This is a genomic window from Streptomyces achromogenes subsp. achromogenes, from assembly GCF_000720835.1.
In the GTDB taxonomy this organism is placed as follows: domain Bacteria; phylum Actinomycetota; class Actinomycetes; order Streptomycetales; family Streptomycetaceae; genus Streptomyces; species Streptomyces achromogenes.
This window is the reverse complement of record NZ_JODT01000027.1, coordinates 60,557-84,885: the sequence shown is the minus strand read 5'-3', so window position 1 is coordinate 84,885 and position 24,329 is coordinate 60,557. Positions and strand designations below refer to the sequence as shown.

General features: G+C 69.5%; 22 protein-coding genes and 4 pseudogenes. 12 read left to right on the top strand and 14 right to left on the bottom strand.

What is annotated here, in order from left to right; genetic code table 11:
- The first annotated feature begins 500 nt into the window (after positions 1–500).
- The 3 genes from IH25_RS0126235 to IH25_RS0126220 all read left to right on the top strand — a co-directional run bounded on the left by IH25_RS0126235 (position 501) and on the right by IH25_RS0126220 (position 4,549).
- The gene (locus tag IH25_RS0126235) at positions 501–1,910 is read left to right on the top strand and encodes an MFS transporter (RefSeq protein ID WP_030615445.1); all 1,410 of its coding nucleotides are present in this window, start codon (positions 501–503) and stop codon (positions 1,908–1,910) included.
- Positions 1,911–2,648: 738 nt separating this feature from the next.
- Positions 2,649–3,476, top strand: coding sequence for a class I SAM-dependent methyltransferase (locus IH25_RS0126225; RefSeq protein ID WP_030615440.1), 828 nt, complete (start codon positions 2,649–2,651; stop codon positions 3,474–3,476).
- A gap of 596 nt (positions 3,477–4,072) precedes the next feature.
- Positions 4,073–4,549: a GNAT family N-acetyltransferase gene (locus tag IH25_RS0126220; protein WP_030615437.1), complete on the top strand. Its 477-nt coding sequence runs from the start codon at positions 4,073–4,075 to the stop codon at positions 4,547–4,549.
- Between the two features lie 354 nt (positions 4,550–4,903).
- Here the strand turns inward: IH25_RS0126220 and IH25_RS0126215 are convergent, their stop codons facing one another.
- Together IH25_RS0126215 and IH25_RS41330 are read right to left on the bottom strand one after the other, a co-directional pair.
- Entirely contained in the window at positions 4,904–5,854 is a 951-nt protein-coding gene (locus IH25_RS0126215; protein WP_030615434.1) for a hypothetical protein, read from the bottom strand.
- A gap of 255 nt (positions 5,855–6,109) precedes the next feature.
- Positions 6,110–6,292, bottom strand: a complete 183-nt coding sequence (locus IH25_RS41330; RefSeq protein WP_157847020.1) for a hypothetical protein — start codon at positions 6,290–6,292, stop codon at positions 6,110–6,112.
- A 100-nt stretch (positions 6,293–6,392) separates the two neighbouring features.
- Here IH25_RS41330 and IH25_RS0126210 point away from each other — a divergent pair, with 100 nt between their 5' ends.
- Together IH25_RS0126210 and IH25_RS0126205 are read left to right on the top strand one after the other, a co-directional pair.
- A complete protein-coding gene (locus IH25_RS0126210; protein WP_030615431.1) occupies positions 6,393–6,587 on the top strand; it encodes a hypothetical protein in 195 nt (64 codons plus the stop codon).
- Between the two features lie 34 nt (positions 6,588–6,621).
- Positions 6,622–7,362 (top strand): hypothetical protein, encoded by a 741-nt coding sequence (locus tag IH25_RS0126205; protein ID WP_157847019.1) that lies wholly within the window; start codon positions 6,622–6,624, stop codon positions 7,360–7,362.
- Here the strand turns inward: IH25_RS0126205 and IH25_RS0126200 are convergent.
- The 5 genes from IH25_RS0126200 to IH25_RS0126175 form a co-directional block, all read right to left on the bottom strand.
- Positions 7,346–7,540: a hypothetical protein gene (locus IH25_RS0126200; RefSeq protein WP_030615426.1), complete on the bottom strand. Its 195-nt coding sequence runs from the start codon at positions 7,538–7,540 to the stop codon at positions 7,346–7,348. The genes IH25_RS0126205 and IH25_RS0126200 overlap by 17 nt on opposite strands.
- 266 nt (positions 7,541–7,806) lie before the next feature.
- Positions 7,807–9,348: a caspase family protein gene (locus tag IH25_RS38640; protein WP_051754113.1), complete on the bottom strand. Its 1,542-nt coding sequence runs from the start codon at positions 9,346–9,348 to the stop codon at positions 7,807–7,809.
- 10 nt (positions 9,349–9,358) lie between these two features.
- Positions 9,359–9,697, bottom strand: coding sequence for a Pepco domain-containing protein (locus IH25_RS41325; protein WP_030615422.1), 339 nt, complete (start codon positions 9,695–9,697; stop codon positions 9,359–9,361).
- A 558-nt stretch (positions 9,698–10,255) separates the two neighbouring features.
- Positions 10,256–10,675 (bottom strand): hypothetical protein, encoded by a 420-nt coding sequence (locus IH25_RS0126180; RefSeq protein ID WP_157847018.1) that lies wholly within the window; start codon positions 10,673–10,675, stop codon positions 10,256–10,258.
- Between the two features lie 690 nt (positions 10,676–11,365).
- Positions 11,366–11,863 carry a tautomerase family protein gene (locus tag IH25_RS0126175; protein WP_037655616.1) on the bottom strand — a complete coding sequence of 166 codons (498 nt, stop codon included), beginning with the start codon at positions 11,861–11,863 and terminating at the stop codon, positions 11,366–11,368.
- Between the two features lie 94 nt (positions 11,864–11,957).
- On the opposite strand from IH25_RS0126175, the gene IH25_RS0126170 reads away from it, so the two are divergent.
- Complete coding sequence (locus IH25_RS0126170) at positions 11,958–12,449, top strand: winged helix-turn-helix transcriptional regulator (RefSeq protein WP_030615412.1); 492 nt, start codon at positions 11,958–11,960, stop codon at positions 12,447–12,449.
- 183 nt (positions 12,450–12,632) lie between these two features.
- Here IH25_RS0126170 and IH25_RS37835 read toward each other — a convergent pair.
- Positions 12,633–13,098, bottom strand: a pseudogene (locus tag IH25_RS37835) (NF041680 family putative transposase); the annotation flags it as partial.
- Between the two features lie 23 nt (positions 13,099–13,121).
- On the opposite strand from IH25_RS37835, the pseudogene IH25_RS43270 reads away from it, so the two are divergent.
- Positions 13,122–13,343 (top strand): annotated as a pseudogene (locus IH25_RS43270) (DUF721 domain-containing protein); the annotation flags it as partial.
- A gap of 85 nt (positions 13,344–13,428) precedes the next feature.
- On the opposite strand, the gene IH25_RS0126160 reads toward IH25_RS43270, so the two are convergent.
- The 4 genes from IH25_RS0126160 to IH25_RS37830 all read right to left on the bottom strand — a co-directional run bounded on the left by IH25_RS0126160 (position 13,429) and on the right by IH25_RS37830 (position 16,636).
- Positions 13,429–13,737, bottom strand: a complete 309-nt coding sequence (locus IH25_RS0126160; RefSeq protein ID WP_030615406.1) for a hypothetical protein — start codon at positions 13,735–13,737, stop codon at positions 13,429–13,431.
- A 757-nt stretch (positions 13,738–14,494) separates the two neighbouring features.
- On the bottom strand, positions 14,495–15,376 hold the full coding sequence (locus IH25_RS0126155; protein WP_030615402.1) for an alpha/beta fold hydrolase: 882 nt from the start codon (positions 15,374–15,376) through the stop codon (positions 14,495–14,497).
- Positions 15,377–15,544: 168 nt separating this feature from the next.
- Complete coding sequence (locus IH25_RS0126150; protein ID WP_030615399.1) at positions 15,545–16,123, bottom strand: TetR/AcrR family transcriptional regulator; 579 nt, start codon at positions 16,121–16,123, stop codon at positions 15,545–15,547.
- A 9-nt stretch (positions 16,124–16,132) separates the two neighbouring features.
- On the bottom strand, positions 16,133–16,636 hold the full coding sequence (locus tag IH25_RS37830) for a zeta toxin family protein (RefSeq protein WP_037655613.1): 504 nt from the start codon (positions 16,634–16,636) through the stop codon (positions 16,133–16,135).
- 185 nt (positions 16,637–16,821) lie between these two features.
- Between IH25_RS37830 and tap the strand changes: the two genes are divergently transcribed.
- The 5 genes from tap (at position 16,822) to IH25_RS0126115 (ending at position 23,767) form a co-directional block, all read left to right on the top strand.
- Positions 16,822–19,038 (top strand): telomere-associated protein Tap, encoded by a 2,217-nt coding sequence (tap, locus tag IH25_RS0126140; RefSeq protein WP_030615396.1) that lies wholly within the window; start codon positions 16,822–16,824, stop codon positions 19,036–19,038.
- A 6-nt stretch (positions 19,039–19,044) separates the two neighbouring features.
- Positions 19,045–19,602 carry a telomere-protecting terminal protein Tpg gene (tpg, locus tag IH25_RS0126135; protein WP_030615393.1) on the top strand — a complete coding sequence of 186 codons (558 nt, stop codon included), beginning with the start codon at positions 19,045–19,047 and terminating at the stop codon, positions 19,600–19,602.
- Between the two features lie 266 nt (positions 19,603–19,868).
- On the top strand, positions 19,869–21,239 hold the full coding sequence (locus tag IH25_RS0126130; protein WP_030615390.1) for a Fic family protein: 1,371 nt from the start codon (positions 19,869–19,871) through the stop codon (positions 21,237–21,239).
- A gap of 501 nt (positions 21,240–21,740) precedes the next feature.
- Positions 21,741–22,712 carry a helix-turn-helix domain-containing protein gene (locus IH25_RS42510; RefSeq protein ID WP_030615387.1) on the top strand — a complete coding sequence of 324 codons (972 nt, stop codon included), beginning with the start codon at positions 21,741–21,743 and terminating at the stop codon, positions 22,710–22,712.
- A 644-nt stretch (positions 22,713–23,356) separates the two neighbouring features.
- Positions 23,357–23,767 carry a hypothetical protein gene (locus tag IH25_RS0126115; protein WP_157847017.1) on the top strand — a complete coding sequence of 137 codons (411 nt, stop codon included), beginning with the start codon at positions 23,357–23,359 and terminating at the stop codon, positions 23,765–23,767.
- Positions 23,768–23,823: 56 nt separating this feature from the next.
- Here IH25_RS0126115 and IH25_RS39860 read toward each other — a convergent pair.
- Together IH25_RS39860 and IH25_RS42505 are read right to left on the bottom strand one after the other, a co-directional pair.
- Positions 23,824–24,002, bottom strand: a pseudogene (locus tag IH25_RS39860) (IS5/IS1182 family transposase); the annotation flags it as partial.
- A 53-nt stretch (positions 24,003–24,055) separates the two neighbouring features.
- Positions 24,056–24,286 (bottom strand): annotated as a pseudogene (locus IH25_RS42505) (DUF6192 family protein); the annotation flags it as partial.
- Positions 24,287–24,329 lie beyond the last annotated feature (43 nt).

The window sequence follows — 24,329 nt, the reverse complement described above, 5'->3', positions numbered from 1 at the left end:
GTGACAGAGCGGACACCCCGGGCGCCGGGATGACGGCCACGGCCCGGACACCGACCGCGTGACCCCGATGGCCCCTGATGGTCGACTGGGGTGTCGGTGAGAGGGAGGGGAGCGGGGAGGTGGTGGGGGAGGCCTGCCAGGCCCCGTTCATCCGCTGTCTCCACCGCCATGCTGAACACGCTGACGGCCGCGCTTCCGCAAGAGCGGGCCGGCTGCCTCTTCCCCGTGAGCCCGGCGGGCATGGACTGCGTGCTGCACCGCTTCGTGCCGTACCTTCCGCTACCTGCGGGCCCGCTGCGAGGGGGCCTGGCCGCGGCCGGCAACCGGTGGGAGCATCTGCGCGTGATCGAACGTCGACGAGATCGGTGCCCGCGCCGGTCCTGGGGCTGTGCGGGCGGCAGGTGCCGGCCGGTTGGCAGGTACTGCGGGAGTCGGTGGCGGAGCGCACGGGTGCGGGACGCGATGACGAAGGGTGCGGCAGGGTGGGAAGGGAGCGCTCGATGACCGGTGGCTTCGGCAGGTTCCTTACTGCCACGGCGGTCTCCGATACGGCCAACGGGGTTTTCGCGGTGGCCGCCACGATGATGGTGGCCCAGCATACGCATTCGTCCGTGGCGGTGGCCGCGGTCACGGTCGCGGCGACGTTGCCGTGGCTGGTGGCGGCCGTGCCCGCGGGCGTGGTCGTGGACCGGATGGACCCGGTGCGTGCCCTGACTCTGGCGAATGCCGGCCGGTGCGTGGGGATGCTCGCTCTGGCGGTGCTGATCTGGACCGGCACCGCGGTCCTCGTCATGGCGCCCGTCCTGGTCTTCGTCGTCGCGGCCCTGCAGACCGTGGTGGACACGGCCGCGGAGGTGGTGACGGCCGACGCGGTCGAGGAGGAGCGCCGTACCAGGGCGAACGGTTTCCTCGCCGTCTCCACGCGGCTCTTCTACCAGTTCCTCGGCCCCGCGCTCGCCGGTGTGCTCGTCGATGTCCACCAGGCTCTTCCCGGGCTGGTCGCGGGTCTGGCATGCCTGGCCGCCGCCTTGGTCGCGGCGCAGGTGCGCACAGGCGCGCGGCCTCTCGCGGCACGGGACGGTTCGGCGGCGCCCACCGGATGGTGGACGGGCACGCGGCTGGTGTTCGCACGGCCCGTCCTGGCCACCCTCGTGGGCGTCGGCGGCCTGACCACCATCGCGAACAGCATCTTCTACACCATCTTCATCGTGTACGCCGTCAAGCCGGGCGAACTCGGCCTGTCCTCCTCGCAGTACGGCTTCCTCGTCGGCGCCACCGGTGTCGGCGCCGCCCTGGGCGCTCTGGCGACCCACCGCGTGGAGCGGCTGCTCGGCCGCAGCTGGACGCTGACACTCACCCGCGTGGGGTGGGCGCTGGTGTTCGCCGGACCGCTCATCGCCGACGGCGCCCTCCTCGTACTCCTCATGGCCGCCGGCAGCGCGCTGGGCGGCATGTGGTCGGTGGAGGCCATGTCCGTACGCCAGCTCACCGTCGACCGCACCGACCTGGGCCGGGTCAGCGGGGCTTCACGGATGCTGACGTACGGCATGACGCCCGTCGGCTCGGCACTGGGCGGCGTGCTCTCTCTCACGGTCGACGCCGAAGCTCTCTTCACGGTGTGTGCCGCACTCGCTCTGCTCGCCATCGTCCCCCTCCGCCTTTTCCTGTCGGACCGGGCCATCGACGAAGCGGCGCGCGTGGTGGCCCGCACGGGCGCCGGGGCTCCGGACCGTGCCCGCCGCGCAAAGCGAGGGACAGCCGTGACGACCGCGACCGGGGGCACGGGCGGTGACCCGCTGGCCGCGCTCGGATCGCCCCGTGCCCGACGGGCTACTCGACCACCCGGTGGCCGCCCCCGCTTCCTGGTGACGCCCCACCGGGAAAAGCCCGGGCAGCCACGGAACCGGTGACCGCCCTACCCGCACCCGACCCGTACCACGCCCGTCGGGGTCGGCCCGTGGCTGCCCGGCCGGCACCGGATGCTGCCGCGCACCTGCCCCGGCAGGGACACGGTGTACTGGGCGTGTACGGGGGCGCTGTCCGGCATCGAGGCACCCGTCCTCGCCCCTGGAGCAGGCGGCGGCGCTGTATGGCCCGGCGGCCGGCCCAGGGGTCGCTGCGGACCGTCTGTTTCGCGCCGTCCGTGCGCCGGACGCACAGCAGGACACGCCTCACCCGGCCGCGCCGGACGAGCAGTTCGTGCGCCGTGCCCCGTTACGGCGAGGACGAGCTGCCCGTGAGCGATGAGGACCTCGCCGCGGCCCTGACTGCTCGGGACGAGGCGGCAGGGCGGGCGCTGGGGCTGCGGGCGATGGATACCGGATCCTGAGCGGCGCCGCCGCTCTGACGCGGGCGGGGGAGGTGGCGGAGACGTGCGTGCGGAACGCGGCGGACGCGCTCCCCGGCCTCCGCGCACCAGGCTGACAACGGCGCAGGCGAGGGCCGGAAGAAGAAACACAAGGGACAGAAGGCCGCGGCACGCCGCCCGGCAGCATGTCCTTCATGCGCCTTCCCGGTTCTCCTCAGCTGCCTGCACCCCAGCTACCGACACCCCACCGACGCACAGGAACCGGCCGAATCATCACCCGCCACGGCACTTTTCCGGTCTTCCTCCCCCGCGCGCGGCCGGCACGCGCTTGGATGTCCTCATGACCTCCGCCGAGCACGCGCGGCTGATGCGCGCCAACCAGGCGAACTGGGACGCCCGCACTCCGGTCCACGTCACCAGCCGCTTCTACGGCCTGGACGAGGACCTGGATCCGGAGCGCTGGTTCGCCGCGTTCGAGTGGGAGGACCTCGGCGAGTTGTCCGGCCGGGACGTGCTGCACCTCCAGTGCCACCTCGGCACGGAGACGCTCGCCTTCGCCCGGCGCGGCGCCCGGGCGGTCGGCCTGGACTTCTCGGCGGCGTCCGTGACGGCCGCGCGGGACCTCGCCGCTAAGTCGGGCCTCGACGTCACCTACGTCCAGGCCAACGTGTACGACGCCGTGAAGGCGCTCGAGGGCCGGCGGTTCGACGTCGTCTACACCGGCAAGGGCGCCCTGTGCTATCTGCCCGACCTCGACCGGTGGGCGGATGTCGTGGCCGGGCTTCTGCGGCCGGGCGGGCGGCTGTACGTCGTGGAGTTCCACCCGCTGCTCCACGCGCTCGGCCCGAAACCGGGGCTGGGTGAGGGGCCGGAGCTGCTGCTGCGCCACGACTACCTGGGGGGCGCCGGTCCGGTGCACCGGGATGCCACCCACACCTACACCGACGGCCCGGCCGTCGAGGGCGCCACGGACAGTTACGAGTGGATGCACGGAATGGGCGAGGTCGTGACCGCGGTGACGGAAGCGGGAATGAGCGTCCGGCGACTGCGGGAGAGCGACGAGCTCCCCTGGCCGCGCTGGCCGCGGATGGTCCGTACGGACTCCGGCTGGTGGCGGCTGCCCGAGCCCCGTATCCCCCTCCTGTACGGCCTGCTGGCCCTTCGTTGAGCCTCCCCCCGGCAGCGGTTGCAGCGCGAGCGGCACGCGTGCCTGCCCCCGTTCGGGGCGCACGCGCCGGCTCCGTCGGCTGACCGGCCCGTCACTTTCCGACCCGCTCAGCGCCACCCACCTCTTCGGCCTCATCGCCGGCAACTGGACCGGGGCCATGACCGGGAAGCGCCCTCGGCCTCGGCCTGGGCCGGGGAAGAACACACCCGGACCATCGCCCGCCCCTGCGGCCGTACCGCCTCTCCGGCTGAAGACACCGCGCTCTTTCATGACGATCTCCGTCTGCGTGCCGGCCACCTCGCCACTGCCACCGGTACCGAACCCGCTCGAGTCACCGACCTCCCGGCCGCCGCACACCGTATCCGCCAAGCCCGTCCACCACAGCGGCCCCCAGAACCACCCGGTGCGCCCCCGGCAGCCGTTGAGGCCCTGCGGGCCGAGGGATCGGACCAGCAGGACGACACCGTCCCTCCCCATTGCCCGAACACCGCGTCATCGACTGGCCGCCCGGAGCCGGCCCGCCCAGGTCCGAGCGGCACCCCCGGCCGGCGGGCCCGGCGGCCGACCGGACGGGTGCCGCGTGTGAGACTCGGGGCATGATCCGTACCGCGACCCCCGCCGACATTCCCGTCATCCATACCCTGATCCGCGAACTCGCCGAGTACGAAAAGGCACTCGACGAGGTCAGAGCGACGAAGGAACAGCTCACCGAGGCGTTGTTCGGCGAGCGCCCGGCCGCCTACGCACATGTGGCCGAGGACACCGACGGCGAGGTCGTGGGCTTCGCGCTGTGGTTCCTCAACTTCTCCACCTGGCGGGGCGTGCACGGCATCTACCTGGAGGACCTGTACGTCCGCCCCGAGGCCCGCGGCGGCGGCCACGGCAAGGCCCTGCTGACGGAGCTCGCCCGTATCTGCGTCGCACGCGGCTACGAGCGCCTGGAATGGTCGGTGCTGAACTGGAACCGTCCCGCGATCGACTTCTACGAGGCACTGGGCGCCCGCCCCCAGCAGGAATGGGCGGTGTACCGGCTCACGGACGAAGCCCTGACCTCCCTGGCAGGCCGACCGTAACCAGAGCCCGGCGCCGGGTGATCCGTGCGGCCTGCCCCGGCCGCCTGCCACCCGGCAGGCCGGCCCTGGCAGACGAAGGCAGCGACGAGGCCCGGGCCGCCGCAACAGCACCCCACCATCGGCGCCGGGCAGGCGTCGCTGACACGGACGACGGCCTGGGACGCGCCACGATCGGATGGCGTCCCGGCATGTCCGAAGACGCCGCACGCACGCCCCCTCGGTGATTCCCGCCGGGGCATCCTCGCGCACGGCCGGCCGGGATGTCCGGCGGTCAGGGCGCGTTGCCCCGCTTCCGGCGGCAGTCCCGCACCGGTGCGGAACTGCCGCCGTCTCTTGTTCCGTAGACGGTGACGCTCAGTCGCCGGTCTCCGGCGGATAGCCGTCGTCGAGGACGATCCGGATGGTCTGGCCCTGCCCGGCGGGGTCGGTGAGTTCGGCCGCGATGCGGTTGTACGTCATCGTGGCCAGGGCCCATTCGCTCTGCAGCGGAGCCGCGGTGGAGCGGGTGTTCCACAGCTCGATCAGCAGGGCGATGAGGGAGCGTCCGGAAAGGACGGTCTGGACGCGGCCCTCGCGGCCGTCCTTGATGTCCTCGACGGAGGGCGGGGTGCGGAAATGGCTGTGGCCGGCGGCCAGGGCGGCGAGCCACTCCCAGGTGTCGCGGTGCGCGATCAGTTCGACGGAGGCCACGCCGGCGGCCTTCAGCAGCAGGACTCCGTGGGCGATGCGCGGATCGTCCGCTCCGGCGGAGGCCTGCGGCGCGGCTGCGGGGGAGTGGCCGGCGGGTGTGGCGGTGCCCTGGTAGGCGGCCTCGATGGCCTTCTTCAGCGCGGGGTCCTGTTCCTGGGCGCCGTCCTCGGGCTGCGGCTGGTGCTCGGTGTTCTCCATGGTTTCCCCCTGGTGTGCGGTGTCGGCGGCGGGCGGCCGGGCTTCGACGGAGTCGGTCAGGCCATAGCCGGTTTCGGGGCCGGTCGGCTGCTCCGTCTCCCCGGAAGGCGTCGGCGTGCTCTCGCCGGGCGTCCGGGGCGGAGCGGCGGACTGTAGGACCTCGGCGAGGTCGAGCAGCTGTCGCAGTTCACCCCGTGTGTCGTTCAGGTCGCTGATCATCCGGTCCTGGCGCCGGCGAATCTCCCGGTTCTCCTCGCGCAGCCCGGTGACGCCCCCCTCGATCTTCTCGACGATCTTCAGGCGGCTCTGAACCAGCTCGCCGTGCAGGGCGGTCAGCCCGACCGTCGGATCGTCGAGACGCTCGACCTTCTGCTGCGTGGCCTTCAACTGGCCCTCTATAGCGGCGAGCTTCCGCATCGCCTGATCGAACGAACTTTTCCACCCCACGTGACCCCCTGATTACTCCAAGCGATGAGACCGCTCCTACCTCCCCACGAAGGTCTCGCGTCACACGATCGTTTCCGGCCTTTCCCTGGCCGGATCACCCCATCCGGCCCCGAGCGGCCGTATCGGCGGCCCCACCGGCCTGACGGGTTCCCCCGGACAAGGGAGGGCGGACTCGGACTCGGCCCGGCCCGGGTTGCACCACTGGGCAGGCCAGGGAGCGCACGGCTATCCCCAGTTCCACAGGCCCCGTTTCAGCTCCTTGAACCGTGCGGCCCGCCGAGGGCATCGGCTCGCGTCGGGTGCGCTGCCGAGCGCGAGGACGGGATCGGTGACCTGGTAGGCCACCCGGTAGGTCAGGACGTCCAGGGCGGTCTCCAGCCATTCCTCCGCTCGGCGTGGCGGAGCCACGGACCCGAGTGCCGTCAAGAACTGCTACGCCAGGATCGACGTATGCGACAGGAACGACTGCACGGAAAAGATCGATCAAGCGGTCGCCGATTCCGGAATCGTGATCGACCAGATCGCCGGTGCGGCATCGAACGTGCAGATCGTTCTTACGGGCTATCTTCACATCGTCGGTGAAAGCCAGTGCCGGGCGGGCGACTTCGATACTCTCAACCACCTGGCCGACTACATGCGTGACCAGCAGAAGGCCAAGGTCGATGAGCTGAAGAGGAGCGGCATCAAGGTGGCGGGCAGTTAGTGTGCAGTCTCTTCGCGGACCTGGTCAGGTGGTCATGGCACGGCTGGATCGTGCCATGACCACCGGCTGTCTGATCCTCCTGGTCGTGCTGATCGTCGTGTTCGGCACCGTACTCGGCGTGTTGTGGTACTGGTCATGGCACACCGACAAGATCAATACTGAGCACCGGCAGCAGGCTCTGTTGGCATTCGACGACCAACTCCGCCGAACGAAGAACGAGACCATACGTGCCCTCGGCGACGCAGGCCCGGCCGATCCGGATGCTCTCACAGCCGTTACCCACCAGCACACCGGTGCTCCCGTGATCTCCTACGACGCGTCCCGTCATGTGTTCAGGGCCCGCGTGGCCAAACGGGCCGAGTACAAAACCAGGACCCTCTTCGGCATCGGCCAGGACATGATCGTCAGATGCCTCGAATACACCTATACCCTGGCAAAAGGCCACGATTGGGCATCAGCGATGTCCGTTTTGAAAAACGACACCTGCGGCCCGTCCGTCTCGATCGGCAACGGCGCCCACATAGCCGGCCAACGTGTCGCTGCCTTGGAAGCGGCGGAGCTGAACCGTGCCGGAGTGCGGCGGGCTCTCGCCCCCTACCGACGGTTCCTCACGGTGGGCACCATCTCGAGGACTGGTAGCACGGTGAAGATTTCGGTCGCGGTATCGGAAGGGACCAGCCGGCAGTGTTACCGGATCACGCGTGACGGTTCGCGGGTTCTCTCCGTGCCCGCACAGACCTGCCCAGGGCTTACAGCGGCTAACACAGCGAGGTGATGCCGGCGTCCGGGTCGCGGTCCGTGGCAGGCGTCAGGTCGATGATGACGACGGAGTCCAGCAGCCCTTCGGCCACTGACTCCAGCCCGCGGTCCACGGCCTCGCGGTAGCCGTCCTCGATGAGCCGTTCGAGGAAGCCGACGACTCCGCCGGTGCGCTTGTAGAGGTACTCGGGCACCGTGCCCGAGCTCAGCTGCGTGGGCCGGCGTCGAGAAGACGCGGCGCGTCTCCTCGACGCCGGTCAGGTGGCGCACCCATGCGGCGATGTTGGCCGGGCTGTCGTAGCGGAACGGCTCCGGGGTGAGTTATCGGAGTTCACAGATCATCAGGCACAAGATCATCCGGCACCTGCAGAACTCTGCCGCCCGCCAGCCCAACTGCCAAGCCCCTGAGTCAAACTCATTCTGAAATGATCAGTTAGGAAAGGTTGCTCTCGGTGTGCTTCTAATCCTGGCTCAGAACGAACGAGTCGTGGGCCTGGGGTACGCCTGGGGTGATCACCGTCACCAGGTAGGTGCCGGCTCCGGCCGGCTCATTCGGTGTCGGTGTGCCGCACTGGGGGGCGCTCGGGGTGCGATTCCACTCGACTGTGTGAGACACGCTGTCCCGGGCCGGTACGAGTTGCTTCAGAAGGCTGTTGCCCGCCGGGCAGTCGGCCGAAGACCAGAACGTCCCGCTCAGCGCGGCTTTGGAGATCGTGAGGGTGGTCGACGCGAAACCGAAGTCGAATGTGCACGCGGCCGATGAGACATTGCGGGCAGTGATCTCGAATGTGGGCGTCTCGGTCGGCCGGTAGGAGTTGCGGACGCTTCGCACAGTGAGGCGCGTGGCACTGGACGGGCAGTTGGGTGGGCTGGTCGACACCTTCCCTGCCCCTTGGGGAGTGCCGGTCACTTGTGTGCCCGGCCGACTTCCGTCGGCGTCCGTGGGACTTCCGCTCGACTTCTCCGGCTCCGGGGACGATGAGTGACTCCGAGCCGGCGGATCCTGCGAACCCGCCCCGGCCGACTGGCTGCTGCGGGAATCGTTGTCCTTGAGCGCGCTCGCCGTCAGTACCCAGGCGGTCGTGACCGAGGTGGCGATGACAGCCAAGCTGGTCAGCAGCACCGTGAACCGCATGGAGCGGTGCCTTTGAACCGGCCCGGGGGAGGGTGGCGTCCGGGCAGGCCGCGTCGGCCGGTGACCCTGCGCATCGGGCAGGAAGAAGAACGTCTCGGCCGGCAGGTCGGTGATGATCCGCAACGTCTGGGGTTCCCCCCGCTTGCGGTAGGCGCGGTGCAGCTCCTCGATGCGCGGCTGCACCGCATCCTTGAAGTCCACCAGACTCATCCGACTGTCACTGGGCCACAGGCGCAGGACGTCGGACACCGCCCGGGAGAAGAGACTGAAGGACTCTCCGGGAGGGACATCGAGGCCCGCTCCTTCGGCAGCGGAGTCGTCAGCGCGGACGAAAAGGGCGAGCTGTGCCGGTGAACATCCGTAGACGTAAGCCACTTTGCGTCGCAACGCGGCACTGACCTTTTGCCGACCCCACTGCCTGACGCCGTCCACGCCCATGTGGTCCTGCTCTATCCCCTCTCGGCAGGCGTCGATGAGGAACAGCACGTGTCCGGCCCGGGTCTCGTCGAGATGGTGATGCCAGTCGATGGGAACACAGCCGGACGCGAAGGGGTGTGTGTCCTCGTCGATGTCCTCCGGGACCAGGTAGTCGCGGCCGGAGGCGTGGATGCCATGCCCGCTCAGCACGATCAGCAGCGTTTCACCGGCACGAGCGCGCCTCAGGAACCCGGTCACCCTGGCGTTCACATAGTTGGCGGTGACCTGTTTGCCGCCTTCCCGGCCCGAGAGAATCTGGACGTCCTGGAAGCCGCGTTCCCGCAACACGGCACCCAGGCGGGCCAGATCGCCCGGAATGAAGGGGAGGGGAGCCACTCCGCGTGCCTCGTAGTTGCTGGCTCCGATCAGCAGAGCTCTGTAGACGCCCATGGCGATGACGTCACTGCCTGAAGACGAGGGTGATGCCCCGACTGCCCTGCAGTTGGGTCGTACCGATGAACTGCACACCACCGCCGGCGGTGACCTGGAACGACAGGTGAGCTTCCCGCAGCGGCAACGGTCCGTCATGGGCAGCGGCGTCAGCGAACAGCTGTTGCAGAGCCTGTACCGCTTCGGAGAGGTTTCTGCGCAGCGGGCCGAGCGGTATGTGCCGGAGTCTGGCATCACCCTCAGCACTGCCGAACAGGCCCATCGAGTCATCCTGCGTATCGTCCTGTTCGTCGTACGTCACCCAGAACGGCAGCGACGCTTCGTCGGACGGCCCACCCACAGAGGTCACATCTCCCCCTCGCAGTGATCTGAGCCCAACTCTACGGAAAAGAGCGCCTGTTCGTCGCGGCTTGGAGGCAAGACCATCCGCAGGTCCCGCACCGCGGCATCAACCACCCGTTACGGGAGGCGAAGACCTTCCCGTGGTCGCCGACGATCGTCTTCGGTCCGATCACCGGCCGGGCCGCGGCGTGCTCCAGGCGCTCGTCGAGCTGAAGGAGCCGGCGGTCCCGGCAGCACCGAGCGGGACATCGCCGGCGCGTCTGCCCAGCCCGGCCGCCGCTCTTTCCTCCAACTGGATGCCCGAGTCTTTACTTCCACCGCCATCGGGAACTGCCCGCACTGCGATCAGCCCGTCACCATCGTCGCCCTGCTGGCCACCCCGGAGGCGGCCCGTCCCACCCACCCCTTGCCCAATCTGAGGCGGGATGAGGTCGTGCCTGGGGCCGCCCGTTCGCGTTCCCGGGAGTTGATCGCCGGATGGGGCGCCGTCGGTCTCCGAGTCGCTGTGTGGGGCCCGCCACTGGCAATGGCGAGCCCCCTGCACGGCATCGGGCCGTACGGCGGTTTAACGCGGGTTCTGCAGCAGCTTGAGTTCCCATGCGCTGTCGGGCTTGCCGCTGCCTTCCCGGTCATCGTTGGTGATGATTTCTTCGCCAACGGTAATCTCCAGGCGCCAAGGGGTAAGTCCCGCTATACCACGCCGAAGCATGGCATCACCGGTAAGGGCCTTCACCAGCAGCTCTTCCACCTGATCGAGACGTACGGGGCTGAAGATCCAGTCGTTGATGCGCACTTCAGCTGTAGGTGCTGCGTGGTGACCGTACAGGGTGAACCACACAGGGATTCGCCGGCACTGCCCCTCCCAGTCGACGGACCAGCCATCGGTCTCTGTCTTTTCAGCGGTCACGGTGTCCGGAGCGGCGTCAGCCGCGGTGAGGGCCGATCCCACTGCTGCTGTCCATTGGGCGGGACCGTCCGTTTGCATGACGGGAAACCTCCGTGGAACCAGTCGTAGTGCTTGCGGTAGATCTTGACGCGGAAGACGGTGCGGGTCATTTTCACGCCCCATTGGCGCTTGAACCCGTGAGCGCTCCAGCCCATGACGAAGCGGCTGCCGCGGTGCCCCAGCCTGCCCGGCCCCTTCGGGAGCCGTCTGGGCGAGCTGCAGGGAAGTCCTCGCGACCCGACCGCGCGGCGAGGTCTACAAGGGGGCCGAACGAGTGCGAACGAGTGCGCAGCGAGAGGAGCGTCACGGGATGGGGACGTGGCAGGGATAGCCCGGCGCCTGGGAATGGCGTGCGGCCGCCGACGCTGCAGACCGACTGCGTGGCCCGGGAGCCCCCCGTCCGCGAGCTCCGGTTACACCCATGGCTGTGCCGTGCTGGAGGAGGCGCTGCAGCTGCTGGCCGACCCGGAAGTACCCGGGAACCTCACTGCGGGCTGCTCGGCGCTGCGCCGCGCGGTCTGTTCTCGCAGTCGGTCCCCGACCAGCTGTGCCGCGAACACCGCTGGCGGTCGCGGTGCTGGGGCGGACCGGCGTCGGAGGTGTGCGACCGGCGGACCTGTGGCCGGTGCCGGCCGCTGAACCTGGTTCGGCAGGAAAGCCGCGTCGGCGGCGAGGGCGTCCACGACTGTGTCACCGGCCGCATCGATCCCCCACTTCGTTGGGCGCTCATCAGGGCAGGCGGGCGTGTTCGGCTCGGCTGGCAGCGATCCGCTCACGCGCGAGGGTGCGGGCCCGCTTGGTGTCGCCGCCGGTGAGTCGGGCGAGGATCGCCGCGAGCGGCCTGATCCGGCCCCAGCCGCCCCAGTGGCCCTCGGGGATCTCGGTGGGGAATACCCAGATCCGGCTGGCGTCACGCGGCCAGGCTCCGTTCTCCGCGTCGAGGATCGCCTCGGTGACCTCGGCGATGACGCGCGCACGCTTCTGCTCGTCGAGCTGGCCCTCGGGGACGGACGGGACGACCTTGTAGCGAGGTGCGTCCGCGGGTTCACCGCCGACGTAGATGCCGGCCGGCCGGTGCAGCCAGAGCCAGGAGACGGAGCGGGTCACCGGGTCGGAGGGGTCGAATCCCTCGTTGCGGACGAGGATCTGGGTGATGCGGTTCAGCAGGGCCGCCTCGGCGTCCGGCTGGAGCGCGCCGTCGGGAATGTACACGTCGAGCATGGGCATGGTCGATCTCCTTTGTGAGTTTAGTTCTTCAACTCAGGTCGGAGACTACGAGGGCTAAGTACAACTTGTAAACCCAGACGGGTACACTCGCCCCATGGAAACGCGGCGAATCGACCCGGTGAACTGCTCGGTGGCGCGCGCCCTCTCGGTGGTGGGGGAGCGCTGGTCGCTGCTGATCGTCCGTGAGGCGCTGGACGGCGCACGCCGGTTCGGAGAGTTCCACTCCCGCCTCGGGATCGCCAGAAATCTCCTGGCGACTCGGCTCGAAACCTTGGTGACCGCAGGAGCGATGCGCCGCGTGCCCTATCAGGAGCCCGGGGATCGGCAGCGCTTCGCCTACGAGCTCACCGAGCAGGGCAAGGCGTTGCGGCCCACGCTCGTGGCGCTCCTGGAATGGGGCGACACCTATCTCGCCGACCCGCAGGGCCCGTCGGTCATCGTCCGGCACCGGCCCGTCGAGGATGCAAGCCCCTGCGACGAGCCGGTCAAGGTCGTCCTCGAGTGCGCTGCGGGGCACAGCCACCTCGCCCCGGAAGACATCTGCCGCACGCCCGGGCCGGGCGCGCGCTTCCTGGAAAGCGACTGAGAACCCAGGACCGTACTCAGCAGCTCATATCGCGTAAAACACGATCCAAGCAGCGGGGCCGATGCCTGGGCCATCGACAGCGATACACCCACACCGGCAAGCCGGTTCACCCGCCGGTGGGACGCGGTCGGCAGTTTCATCCAACCTCGTCGGCTTCCTGACGGTTCAGGAGGGGGGAGATTCATAGGCGGCGATCAGCAGCCACGTCCACCGGTCGGCCGCCTCGGAGCTGCGGAGCCGGGACTTGGTTTACCCGAGGGTCTGCTTGAACAGGCGAAACGTGTGCTCGATGTCGAACCGGCGGAGAAAGGACTGCCAGCAGCGGTCAATGCCCGCTCCGGTGGCGCCGGTGCGAGACCACCACGTCCATTCCACACTGGGCAGCCTCTCCACGACCAGGCGAACGACGGTGCCCTCGATGATGGGCAGCGGCCTGTCGTGGTCGAGCCATGTGGCCCGGCGGGTCAGCCGCGGGTGCAGCCGGTCCCGCGCCTGCGCGGTCGCCTTCCCATGGAGCCGGGTGCTCGTGACCGTCACGGCCTGCTCGATGCCCCAGGTTGCGGGGTCGCCGAAGAGGAACTCGCCGCCGTGCTTGGGCGGTCGGCCGCCCTTGGGGTCGGCCAGGTGGAACTCCTCGCGGGATGGGCCGGACGCCGCATCACACGGTTCGAGAGGGTGGGCCCGGCCATCGCGGGAGCGGTGGGGCGGCTGACGGCGGCGATGCGGGAGCTGAGCCGCCGCGCGTTCCCCGAGCCGGACATCGTCCCGCACGATGCGCCGGCCTCGATCGAGGCGACTCGGGCACAGCGCCGCCGCCAGACCGCGGCAGGAACGTCGCCACCGAGGTGCTCGCCACTCCGGCGGAAGCCACAGACGGCGCGATCATCCCTCTGAGAGCACCGCCCACGACGCCCCGAGATGGCCGGGGGCGCCGTGCGCGGCCCCCGGCCCACCCCGGCCGTCCCGCTGGCCGTGCACGTCATCCCACGGGGCCGAGGGGGTCTTTGACGAGGATGCTGTGGGTCCCGGGTACCTGCGTCGCCAGCCCCGGGGGGAGGATCTGGACGACGCTGCCCTGGCATCCCGGGACCTTGTGGACGCGGACGGGAACGTCCGTGAAGTTGAGCACGGTGGACAGCTGTGCGACCTCGTAGCAGCCCAGCGGGTGGTCGTGGACGACTCCGCCGATGCGGAGGAATCCGGTCGTGGCGGACGCCGGGCCGGGAACGGTGAGCGCGAGCAGTCCGGCGGCCGCGAGTACGGTGAGTGTCGAGCTGATGCGACGCATGGCGCGCCTCCTCATGGCCGGGCCGGAGGGTGTTCCGGCCCTGCACATGACCGTACGGAACTGGGCGGCTACTGCACCCCGGTGTCGTCCGGACGGGCGACACCGGAGAGGGGTAGGCCCAGTGCGGCCTTGTTCAGGTGTCAGGGACGGTCCGGCGCCGCCGTCTCGTACGAGCCGGGGCGCGGCCGTGCCGCGGGTTCAGTCCGTCTCGGCGACGAGGCGGAGTCCGGAGGTTCAGCGGTGGCCCTGGTCGTCGGTGAGCCAGGTCTGTCGGGGTGGGGGCATCTCGGTGACGGTGAGGCGGGCGTCGGAATCCTTGCGGGTGAGCCAGGCGGGCGGCCTTGGCGACGATGTTGACGTAGACGGGCTGTCGAAGTCGACGACGAAGGGCCGGGGGTTCGGTGGGGGAAACACCCGGGGTTCGGTGGGAAAGACGACGAAGAGGAAGCCCGGAGAACCGCCAGGTCTCCCGGGTGACGACGGTGGAGTCGATGGTGATCCGGGACAAGTGGTCGTCGTCCTGGCGCAGAGTGAAACGTCCATCACGCGGTTGGTGAGCGCGTGGGAGAACACGTCGAGCGGGTCCAGGGACTGCCGGTAGTGGGCGGACCACTTCAGCGGCGGTTCCTTGGGCAGCACGGGCAGCAGCCGCGGCCCGGGGAAGTCGCGGCTGGTGTCCTCGATCCGAAGGTGACGCGGCCGCGTGCGGTGACCGGTTCGGTCTGCCGGCCCCTCCCACCCCGGTGATGGGTGTCGGCTACCGGGGCGCTGCCAGGAACGGCAGGATGACGTCGGCCATCTCGTCGGGTACTTCCTCCGCGAGGTCGTGGCCCGCGTCGAAGACGTGTCCGGTGACGTGGTGGGCCACGAGCCGTGCCTGGGACTCGTTGCGCTCGCCGATGAAGGCGGAGCCGCCGAGCGCCAAGACCGGGATGTCCAGCTTCTGCCGCGCGGCCTGCCGGTTCTGTTCGGCATCGGTGAGCATCGCCCGGTAGATGGCGAGCATCGCGCGGATGCCGCCGGGCATGGAGTAGCAGCGCACGTACTCCTCGATCGCGTCGGGGGTGGCGGTGTCAGGGTGGCTGCGCTCGTTCTTGATCATGTAGGTGATCAGTTCACGTTCGTGTCCGGCGATCAGCATCTCGGGGACGTCGGGCTGGAAGTAGAAGCCCAGGTGCCACAGGTGCAGGCCGCCGGAGACGTTCTCGGCGGTGAGGGCGGTGTGGTCCTCGAAGCCGAAGCCGGGGAGCAGGGCCTCGGCGTAGACCAGGGCCGTGGCGTGGTCGCGGTGGCGGGCGGCGAGCTGGTAGCCGATCACGGCACCCCAGTCCTCGCCGATCACGGCATAGGTCTCGTGTCCGAGGTGGGCCATCAGCTCGGCGATGTCGTCGCTCATCGTCGCGGAGTCGTAGCCGTCGGCGGGGTGGGCGGAGTCGCCGAGACCGCGCAGGTCGGGCACGACGACGGTGTGATGGGGCGTCAGCTTCGGGACGAGGTGGCGCCAGTGGTAGCCGGTCTTGGGCACGCCGTGCAGCAGTACCACGGCGGGGCCGGTTCCGGCCGTGCGGTAGTGCAGGCTCGTTCCGTTGACGGCGGCACGGCCGGTGCGCAGGGGCGTCGTGGTGTGGTCGTACATCATGATGTGGTGCTTCCTGCCTTGGGTGTGGTGGGTTGATGGGGTCGGCAAGTGGTGCGGACCCTCGGCGCGTTCAGGGGGTGCCGTCGTCACGGCGAGACGATATCCACTTTCTTGATCGCCCGTTACAGATTCTGGGTATGGGAAACCTGGGCCGAGACGGCCGGCTCCTCAGTCGAGAGTGGTCAGCGCGAGCTCCACGAGGGGTTCGAGGGCGGACGCGTCCGGTGTGATCTTCGAGGAGACCAGCAGTCCGTTGAGGAAGGTGACCAGGAACGCGGCGACCGTGTGCGGGTCGTGCCGTGCCGTGATCTCGCCTCGCTCCATCGCGGCCCGCAGTACCTCGGTGAGCGCTTCCCGGCTCGCGTCCTGCATGTCGCGCACGGTGCGCCGGGTCGCCGGGTCCTGGGGCAGTCGCTCGCAGACGGCGTTGACGGCCAGGCAGCCCTGGCCACCGTGTTCGACGGCGATGCGGATCCGCTCCGTCAGCAGCGTACGGATCGCCGCGCGGGCGTCCGCCTCCTGCTCCAGGCTGCGCAGGGCGGCCGCCGCGAGGGTGGTGCGGTAGTGCTCCAGCGCGGCCCGGTACAGGCCGTCCTTGTCACCGAACGCGGCGTACAGGGATCCCTGCCCGATCCCCAGGTGCTGGGTCAGATCGCGCACCGAGGTCGCCTCGTAGCCGCGCGTCCAGAACAGTTCCATAGCGCGGCTCACCGCCGCTTCGGTGTCGAACTCCCGGGTCCTCGCCATGACCCCACCCTAACTTATCTGGAACGTGCGCTCAAGAAAACTCCCAAGTCGGTGCGACGGCCGGGCGATCATCGCCGTGCTCGCCCGCTGAACCGCCACCGGCACCGTCTGGCCGCGCACCCCGCAGCCCGGCCAACCCGCAAGCACAGCCGTAACGACGGCCCCACCGCCAAGGACGTCGGCTGGCCGGCGACCCGTGCCGCGGCGGTCACGTTCCCCGGCTCGCGCCGCACTCAGCTCGTCCAGCCGCTGATCATGCCGGTGCCGGGAGCGGCGATACGCCGCCGACGACGCACGAAGTTCCTCGGGGTCGGAGAGGGCGGACTCGACGACCGCATCCAGTCCGTGATCGCGGACGTACTCTTCGACGGTGGTCTGCCAGCGGGTGGTGTCCGGCCGGATCTTCGCGCCGGCGGTGCGGACATCGGCGGCCGGCGCCATGGCGTAGTGACGGTGGGCGGCCTTGCAGAGGTCGCGGCCGATGTGTACGGCGCCACCGCGCTGCCCGAGCACTTTCCAGCTCCCGACTGGGCGCCGACGATCACCACGATCGGACGCATCTCGGGGTGCGGCGCTCCTCGCTTCCACAATTGCTGGATCATTCCACCAAGACCTTTACCGCAATGAGCAATTCATGAGAAATCCAAAGTGAAATCCAATGCGTGATTGAGGTAGGGTGTGGCACGGAGGTGAGCTCGGTGCCCACAGAAGACGAGCTGTTCAGCGCCGTCGACGCACTGCTGGAAGAGGTCGCCCAGGACGACCTTCCGTCGCCTGAGGAGCGCAAGCGTCTGCGCGAAGCCGCCGGCCTGAGCCAGGAGCAGGTCGCGAGGGCTCTGAAGAGCCGACGAGAGACCATCGGGAACTGGGAATCGGGTGTGACTGAGCCGAGGCCGCCCAAGCGCGCCGCGTACGCCCGGCTCCTGGAGGGCCTCGCCGCCCGCTTCCCCGCCCCGGCCACCGACGCACCCGCCGCGCCCGCCGCGCCCCCGGCACCGGCGGTCCCGGAGGCGTTCACCAGCCCCGCACCCGCACCCGCCCCCGTCCCGGCGGCCGAAGCGCCGGCGGCACCAGCCCCGGTGGCCGCCCTACGCCCGGCGCCCGCCGCGAAGCCCGCCGCGTCATCCCGGCGCCCGGATGCGAAGAAGGCGGCGAAGCGGCCGGCCGCCACGGCGGCCGTGGACGGGCGGTTCGAGAACGGTCCGCTGGCCGTGATCGACGTCGATGACGAGGGCCAGGTAGTGGCGTACTGCGTCGGCGGCCTGGTCCTGGACGTGCCGGCCAAGACGGTTCCCGCGCTGGTCGACTGGACGGTGGAGGAAGCCCGCCTCGGGCAGGCCCGTCTGCACCGCTACGGCAAGGACGCCGACCCGGTCCTCGTCCTCACCCCGGCCGCGCTGGAGCGGTACGGCCTGCCTGCCGAGCTGTCCCAGGAGGAGCGGCGTGCCGGGCGTCTCTCGGCCGGCCACAAGGTGGTCAAGCAGATCGCCCAAGCGGGGCAGCAGCTCACCCAGCGCGGCTTCGGCGCATGGGCGCGCGTCTACCGCGCCCCGGAGGGATCCAGGCGCCGGTGCGTGCAGCTGTGCATCCCGGCCTGGGGCGCCCTGCCCGTCGACGAGTGGGACGACAAAAACGACCCGAAGCTGCCCACCATGCACGCCGCCGACCTCGCCCGCTTCCTCGGTACGTATGCGGAGCGGGTGATGACTCCGCGCGGCACCACGGCGGTCACCGGCCTGGAGCTGATGACGGCGCTGCGCCCGCCGACCCGGGCCCAGAAGGACGAGGCCACCGGCGAGTTCAAGCAGGCGTTCAACGACGACGCCCTCACCCGGCCGTACGACGTGGTGGAGTGCGAGGTCCCGGACGAACACCCCGTCCTCAAGGGCAAGTACGCCCGGCACCATCAGCGCACCCCGGCCGAGATGCTGATGGAGGAGCCCTACAACTGGTGCCGGCCGCTGACCGACGACGAGTGCGTGAACCCGTACCTGGTCGCCATCGACGTCAACATGGCGTTCGCAGCCGCCACGAACGGACTCACCGTCGGCCTGAACGGCCCCACCCACCTGACCGGCAACCCGAAGTTCGACCCGGCGCTGCCCGGTTCCTGGCTGGTCGACCTCTCCCACGTCGACCTCTCCCGCGTGCGGGTGGACGGCCGCGCCGTCGACGCCGAACGGCTCCCCAGCCCGTTCACGCCGACCGGCGAGCGTCCGACCGGCCCCGCCTGGTACGCCACGCCGACCGTCGCCTACGCCGTCGAGCTCGGCTTCGACGTCGCCCCGATCGAGGCGTACGTGCGCACCCAGACCGGCCGCTACCTGGACCCCTGGTACAAGCGGCTGCGCGACGCGTACGTGACCACGATGGCCGACCTCGGCGTCACCACCGCGATGGGCGGGAGTGAGTTCCTGGACGCCATGGCCCGCTCCAGGGACGCCGATCCGGCCCTGAATCTGGTGCTCAAGGCGATCAAGGCCACGGCGAAGGGCGGGATCGGCAAGCTGCGTCAGCGCAACCGGGGCCAGGTGCCGTACTACGAGCCGTGGCCGGCCCTGGAACGCGCCACGTGGCGCCCCGACATCCGGGCCGCCGTGCTGGCCGGCGTCCGGGTCAGCATGCACCGCAAGATGCTGAAGACCGCCGCCGCGGCCGGCGTCTACCCGGTCGCGATCGGCACCGACGCGCTCGTCTACCCCTCACCCGGCCCCTCCCCGCTGGACTTCCTGCCGCACACGCCCGAGGGCAAGCCCGCCCCCGGCACGTTCCGGCTCGGCGTCTCGCCCGGCATGGTCAAGCACCAGGGCACCCAGACCGTCCTGTGGGCGGAGCAGCAGTTCGAGGAACACGGCGGCGTCTTCAACATCGCCAACCTCATCAGGACCGACCAGAGCGCCGGCGAAGGGGAGTAGCAGACCATGGTCGACTCGATCGGGGACAGCCTGGACCGCGCGTTGGAGTCGGCGTTCACCCGTCGCCCCCCGCAGAGCGCCCAGGCCCAGATGAAGTACCTGGTCAAGCAGTTGAAGGGCACCAAGGCCACCGCACAGGCGCTCGGGATCTCCCAGCGCACCGTGGAGCGGTACGTGGCGGGCAGGCTCAAGCGGCCGCGCCAGGACCTGCGCGGCCGCATAGAGCGCGAGGTCAAGAAACGGTGGCAGCCGCAGGTGCGGGCCAAGGCGAAGAAAAAGGCGGCCTCCACCGACGGCCTGGTCGTCTCCACCCGCGCCCGGTTCGGATTCACCGCCGCACCGGGCACCACCGACGACGCCCGGATCCGCGACATCACCCAGGCCTTGCCACCCGAGTTCGCCGACCGCCTCTTCACCGCCCGGGACCAGGGCGCCACCGAACAGCAGCTCCAGCAGATCGCCGCCGACGGCCTCGCCCGGATGTACTTCCGCGCCGACAACACCCGCGCGCACGGCCTGGGCGTGGAGTTCACCGACGTCGAGCACATCGAGATCGAGCTGTAGGCCGGCTCCTGCACGAGCGCTGCGTCCCCGGCATGGTGAGCCGAAGCACCATAGCTGTCACAAAGGCAGGCTTGTCGTCACCAAGATCGCAGGAGGAGCCGGTGCGGGGCGGCTGACGGGACCGAAACCGCTTCGCCTGGCACTGAGCACTCAGTCCACGCTTCGAGCACCACAGGTCTCACGAACACCTCCCGCACTTTTCTACAGAGCCCGGGTCCTGCGGTAATCCGCTTGAACTGCAGCCGGTGGACGGGCAGGCTTGCGCGGTGATTGTCGAGCTGTCCCCCCGCTTCCTGACCTGGGACGATGTAAATCCGGCCCAGCATTGCTTCGATAGCGCGTCAGCACCGCAGGGGGTGCGGTCGCTTGAGCCCGCCCGGAGGGTGCCCAGCCGCCCCGACATCCCCTTCGGTGACCCGGCGATGAGTGCCTGGAGCTGGAACGAGGGACGGCCTTGGGCCGACGCCATGTCGCACGCCCTCGCCGAGCACTACGGCCGCTGGACCGTGGGCTGGCGCTGGGCGCACGACGAAGGCGACTTCGACGGAGGACCCGTCGGGAACTGGTGCTGCCCCCGGGACTCGATCACCACCCCTGAGGAGACGCTCACCCGTGTCGTTGCGGCGCTGCTCGAATGGCGCGAGTGGGTGGAGAGTCTCGCCGGGTGGTTCGACGCGTATCCGCTGGACCTGGCCGACATCGAGGACCAGCGGATCCTGTGGGAGCGCGCCGCCCGCAACCTGATCCTGCAGGTGACCGACCGTACCGGTTGCGGCAGCGGCTGGTACGGACACTGCCGTCAAGTGCTCACCTGGTTCCTCAGCCGCTGGGGCGTCGCGCCCGACCGCGCGCAGGAGCTGGTCGACGAGGCGATCGGCGGGCGGTTCGCGAGCTGGACCGGCCCCGACATCGTGCTGGTAGAGGACGTCGCGGAGCGGCTCGCACTGTCGGTGCGGCCGGACGACGGAGCACGCTCCGCCGGGCCGGCGCCGGACCACCTGGAGCGCTGGCTCGCGGTGCGCGAAACCGTGCCATGGCAGAAGGTTCCGGAAGGCGGCCGGGACGAGCCGGTGGCCCCGTCGCGCGATGGCGCAGCGGAGGACATACGCGCCTTCGACGGCGCCTTGGACCCCGCCCGCGCCCGAGGCATGCTGACCGCCTTGGAGCTGTTGCGGGCCGACGCGGCGTGCGGCTCCTCCCTTGACTTCGAGCTACTGCAGCGCTGGCAGCAGCATGTCCTTGGCACACCCCAGCCGCCGTCGTTCCGCGACCTACCGGCCTTCGCCAAGGGGGGCCGGGAACGCTACGGAATCGGCCCGGAGACCCGAGCCCGCCTCGACGCCTGCCTGGCCGAGAGCGCGCGAAACATCGAGCGGCCCCTTTCCCTGACCGCCCGAGCCGCACGTGCCTATCTCGACGTGTGCTTCTTCCATCCCTTCGACGACGGCAACGCTCGGTCCGCCTTCCTCGCCCTCGTATTCGTCCTCGCCCGCGAGGGCGTCGCGCTCGACGGGGTCAGCCTGCTGCGTCGCGTCACCTTCCAGGCCGACGAGCCGGAGGATGCGCTGATCCTCACGCGGTACATCGACGTCCACCTCGCAGAGACCCGACGCAACAGCGCCTCCCTCGACTCCTAGCGGTTGGGAATGAAGGCTCTGATGAGCCATCCGAGTTGCTTTGGTCACACAGAACCGTCGTGCAGGCCCTGGTCCACCGGGGCGCAGGCCATCGCCGACCGCTCGGGCCACTACGCCGACCCGGCCACGCGCACGGACGCCGCCGCCTCGCTGCCCGACCGGGTGGCACTCGGGCCGCCCTGCTCATCGTGCTCGCCCGCACCGGTGACCCGGCCGCCGGCGGCGGGAGTCGCCTTGATGAGCTGGGCGCTGTCCGCGCTGCTGTCTCCACGTGCTGGGTGAAGGGCTGAGGCGATGACAGCACGAGCCCACCTTCCGGCCGCTGGTGTCCATAACCGGACCGGGATGACCGCCGTCGCGGCGACGCTGACTGCGGCTGGCTCGACGCTCCGGTCGACCGCAAGCCCTACACGCATGCGCCCGTCGCGCATTATCACTGTCGTGTCGCTTCAAAAAAAATCGGGAAGGTTGGGGAGACAGGGACTGAGGACAGCGGAGGCCATGGTGCGTGAGACGGTGTTCCGAAGCGAGGATGTGCCTGCCCCGGAGCGGTTCGACTATTGGCGGGAACTCATGTTCGCCCCGGTGCACATGAGCAGTGACCATGCGGACGATTTCCAGGCTTCCATGCGGCTGCTGGAGCTCGGTTCCGTATACGTATCACCGCAGGCCTTCCAATCGATGCGGTTTCACCGGACTCCCCGGCTGATCCGGCAGTCGGATCCCGAACTGTTCCACATATCGTTGGTCAGGCGCGGGAGAAGGGGAATCGTCCAGCGTGGGCAGGAGGCCGTATACGGCCCTGGCGACCTGTGTGTGCTCGACTCTTCGAGACCGTTCGACTGCCTCGCCATCGGTCGTGCGCGTCCGGTGGAGTCAGTGGGCATCGTGGTACCCAAGGAAATGCTGGCACCGGCCGGGAGCGCGGTTGACAAGCTGATCGGGCACCCAATATCGGGACGGGAAGGCTTCGGTTCCCTGCTGGCGCAGTTCCTCGCCGGCGTCACGACGGGCACCGGCTCCTTCAATTCCTCCGACGGCCCCCGGTTAGGGGGCATCGTGCTCGATCTGCTGTCCGGGTTCCTGGCCCAGGTCCTTGAGGCCGAGGAGCTGCTCACACCGGAAACTCACCGTCAGACCCTTGTCCTGCGCGTCCGTTCCTTCGTCAGGAGCCACCTGCATGATCCGCAACTGACCCCACGCACCATCGCCGCCGCGCACCACATCTCCACCAGCTACCTGCACCGCCTCTTCCAGCACGAAGAAGAGACGATTGCAGCCTGGATACGCCACCAGCGCCTTGAACGCGCCCGCCGCGACCTCGCCGACCCGGCGCTGCGCACCACGCCCATCCACGTCATCGCCGCCCGCTGGTGCTTCCCCCGCCCCGCCGACTTCACCCGTGCCTTCCGCGCTGTTTACGGAGTCCCACCCAAGGAATACCGCAACCAAGCACAGCGCATCGCGGAGTAGACGGATCGCCAAACAGGTGTGCACTCAGCGCTAACGACATCCACGCTGCTGCTGCCTACTATGAAATCCGCTGTCATTCTCGCTGGGCGCAATGTGATCAGACGCAGATCGGAGAGAGTATGCGAAAATGGACTGGCCGCCTTATCGCTGCTCAGAGTGGGCTCGCGCTGACAATAGCCGGACTCGTCGGCGGGATGACTGCGGCCAATGCGGCACCGAAGAGTCTCCGCACTTGTTACAGTGATTCGCACTCGTATTCAGCGCCGGATGGCAGCGGCAGGTATCCGGTAGGCCGGTACCTCAAAACCACGAGCAGCTGCGCAAACATCAGCATCAAGCCGAAAACAAACAGATACGTCCGGGTATGCTGGGCGAGCACCGGAGATTGCACCGACCGGTTCACATATGCTCGGGGCGGCAGCTGGACCATCCTGGAATTCGACCTCCCGGACGGCGTACGCTTCTGGTTCGACTTTCGATCCGCCGCCGCCTCAAAAGGACGCTGGGCCGCCTGATCCGCCCGGAGCCGCACGACAAGTGGGCCGCGTCTTCCGGGCCTCCCGCCCGGTGGTCTGCTCCCGGCGCCGCTCGGTGGAGTTCGCCCCGCGTTCCCAGTCGCGGACCCTACGGAAGGACCGACCCGCATGACTGAACAGCGCGGGGAACGCACCCGGCACGACAGTGCATCAGAGGGGCGCCGCCGGTTCCTCCAGGACGCGCCGCGGACGAGGAGACTGGTGCGCGACCTGGTCGGCGGCATCGCCATCCTGTCCGCTCTCGGCGCGGCCACGACTGTCGGCCTCCCGATCGCGCTGGCTGTCTGGCGGCAGGAGCCGTGGCTCATGAAGCAGTACGAGGACCACTTCGCGGCCGTCGTCGGACTGCCGGCCTGCGCGCTCCTCTCCTTCCTCCTCGTCGTCCTGCTCGAATCCCGTTACGACCGGGTCGAGATGGAGTTCTTCGGCATCGTGCGCTTCCGGGGCGCCGCGGGACCGATCATTCTCTGGGCATTCTGCTTCTTCATCATGGCGTGCGGGACGCGGATGCTCTGGTGACAGCCGACCGTCCTCGCTCGGGCCGCGCGTGAGACGTTAGTCGAGTAGCCGGATCACGTTCGCTCGACCACCCAGCGGACCTTGCCCAGTCCGGAGCCGTGGGCGAGACACCACGTCGGGCGATTACGGGCTTGATGCCGCGTTTCCCCAGCAGGCGGCGGTACTTGTCGAAGTCGTAGCCCCGGTCGGCGTACGGCCGCCGGGGCCTGCGACGAGGGCGCCCCCGTACGCGCCGTTGTCGATCGCGGCTTCGAGCCAGGCGGCCGCGGCCCGGGCCGTGGAGGTGCCGCGGCGGACGGTCCAGCGCTCGTCGTAGGTGAATTCCTGGCCCCGTATGCGGGGGACGAGGCGGCCGAGGGTGGCGACGAACTGGTGGCAGGAGCCGACCAGATCGAGGTACTCGATGGTGTGCTCTATCTTGCGGACTGCCGGGGTGCGTTCGCGGATCGTCTCGCGGACCTGGGGGGAGTTCTTGAACTGGGCCCGGTTGACCAGGTAACGGGCGGTGTCGTCCCGCATCGTCTCCCTGGCGGCGGCGGGCCGCTTGAGCAGGTCGGAGCGG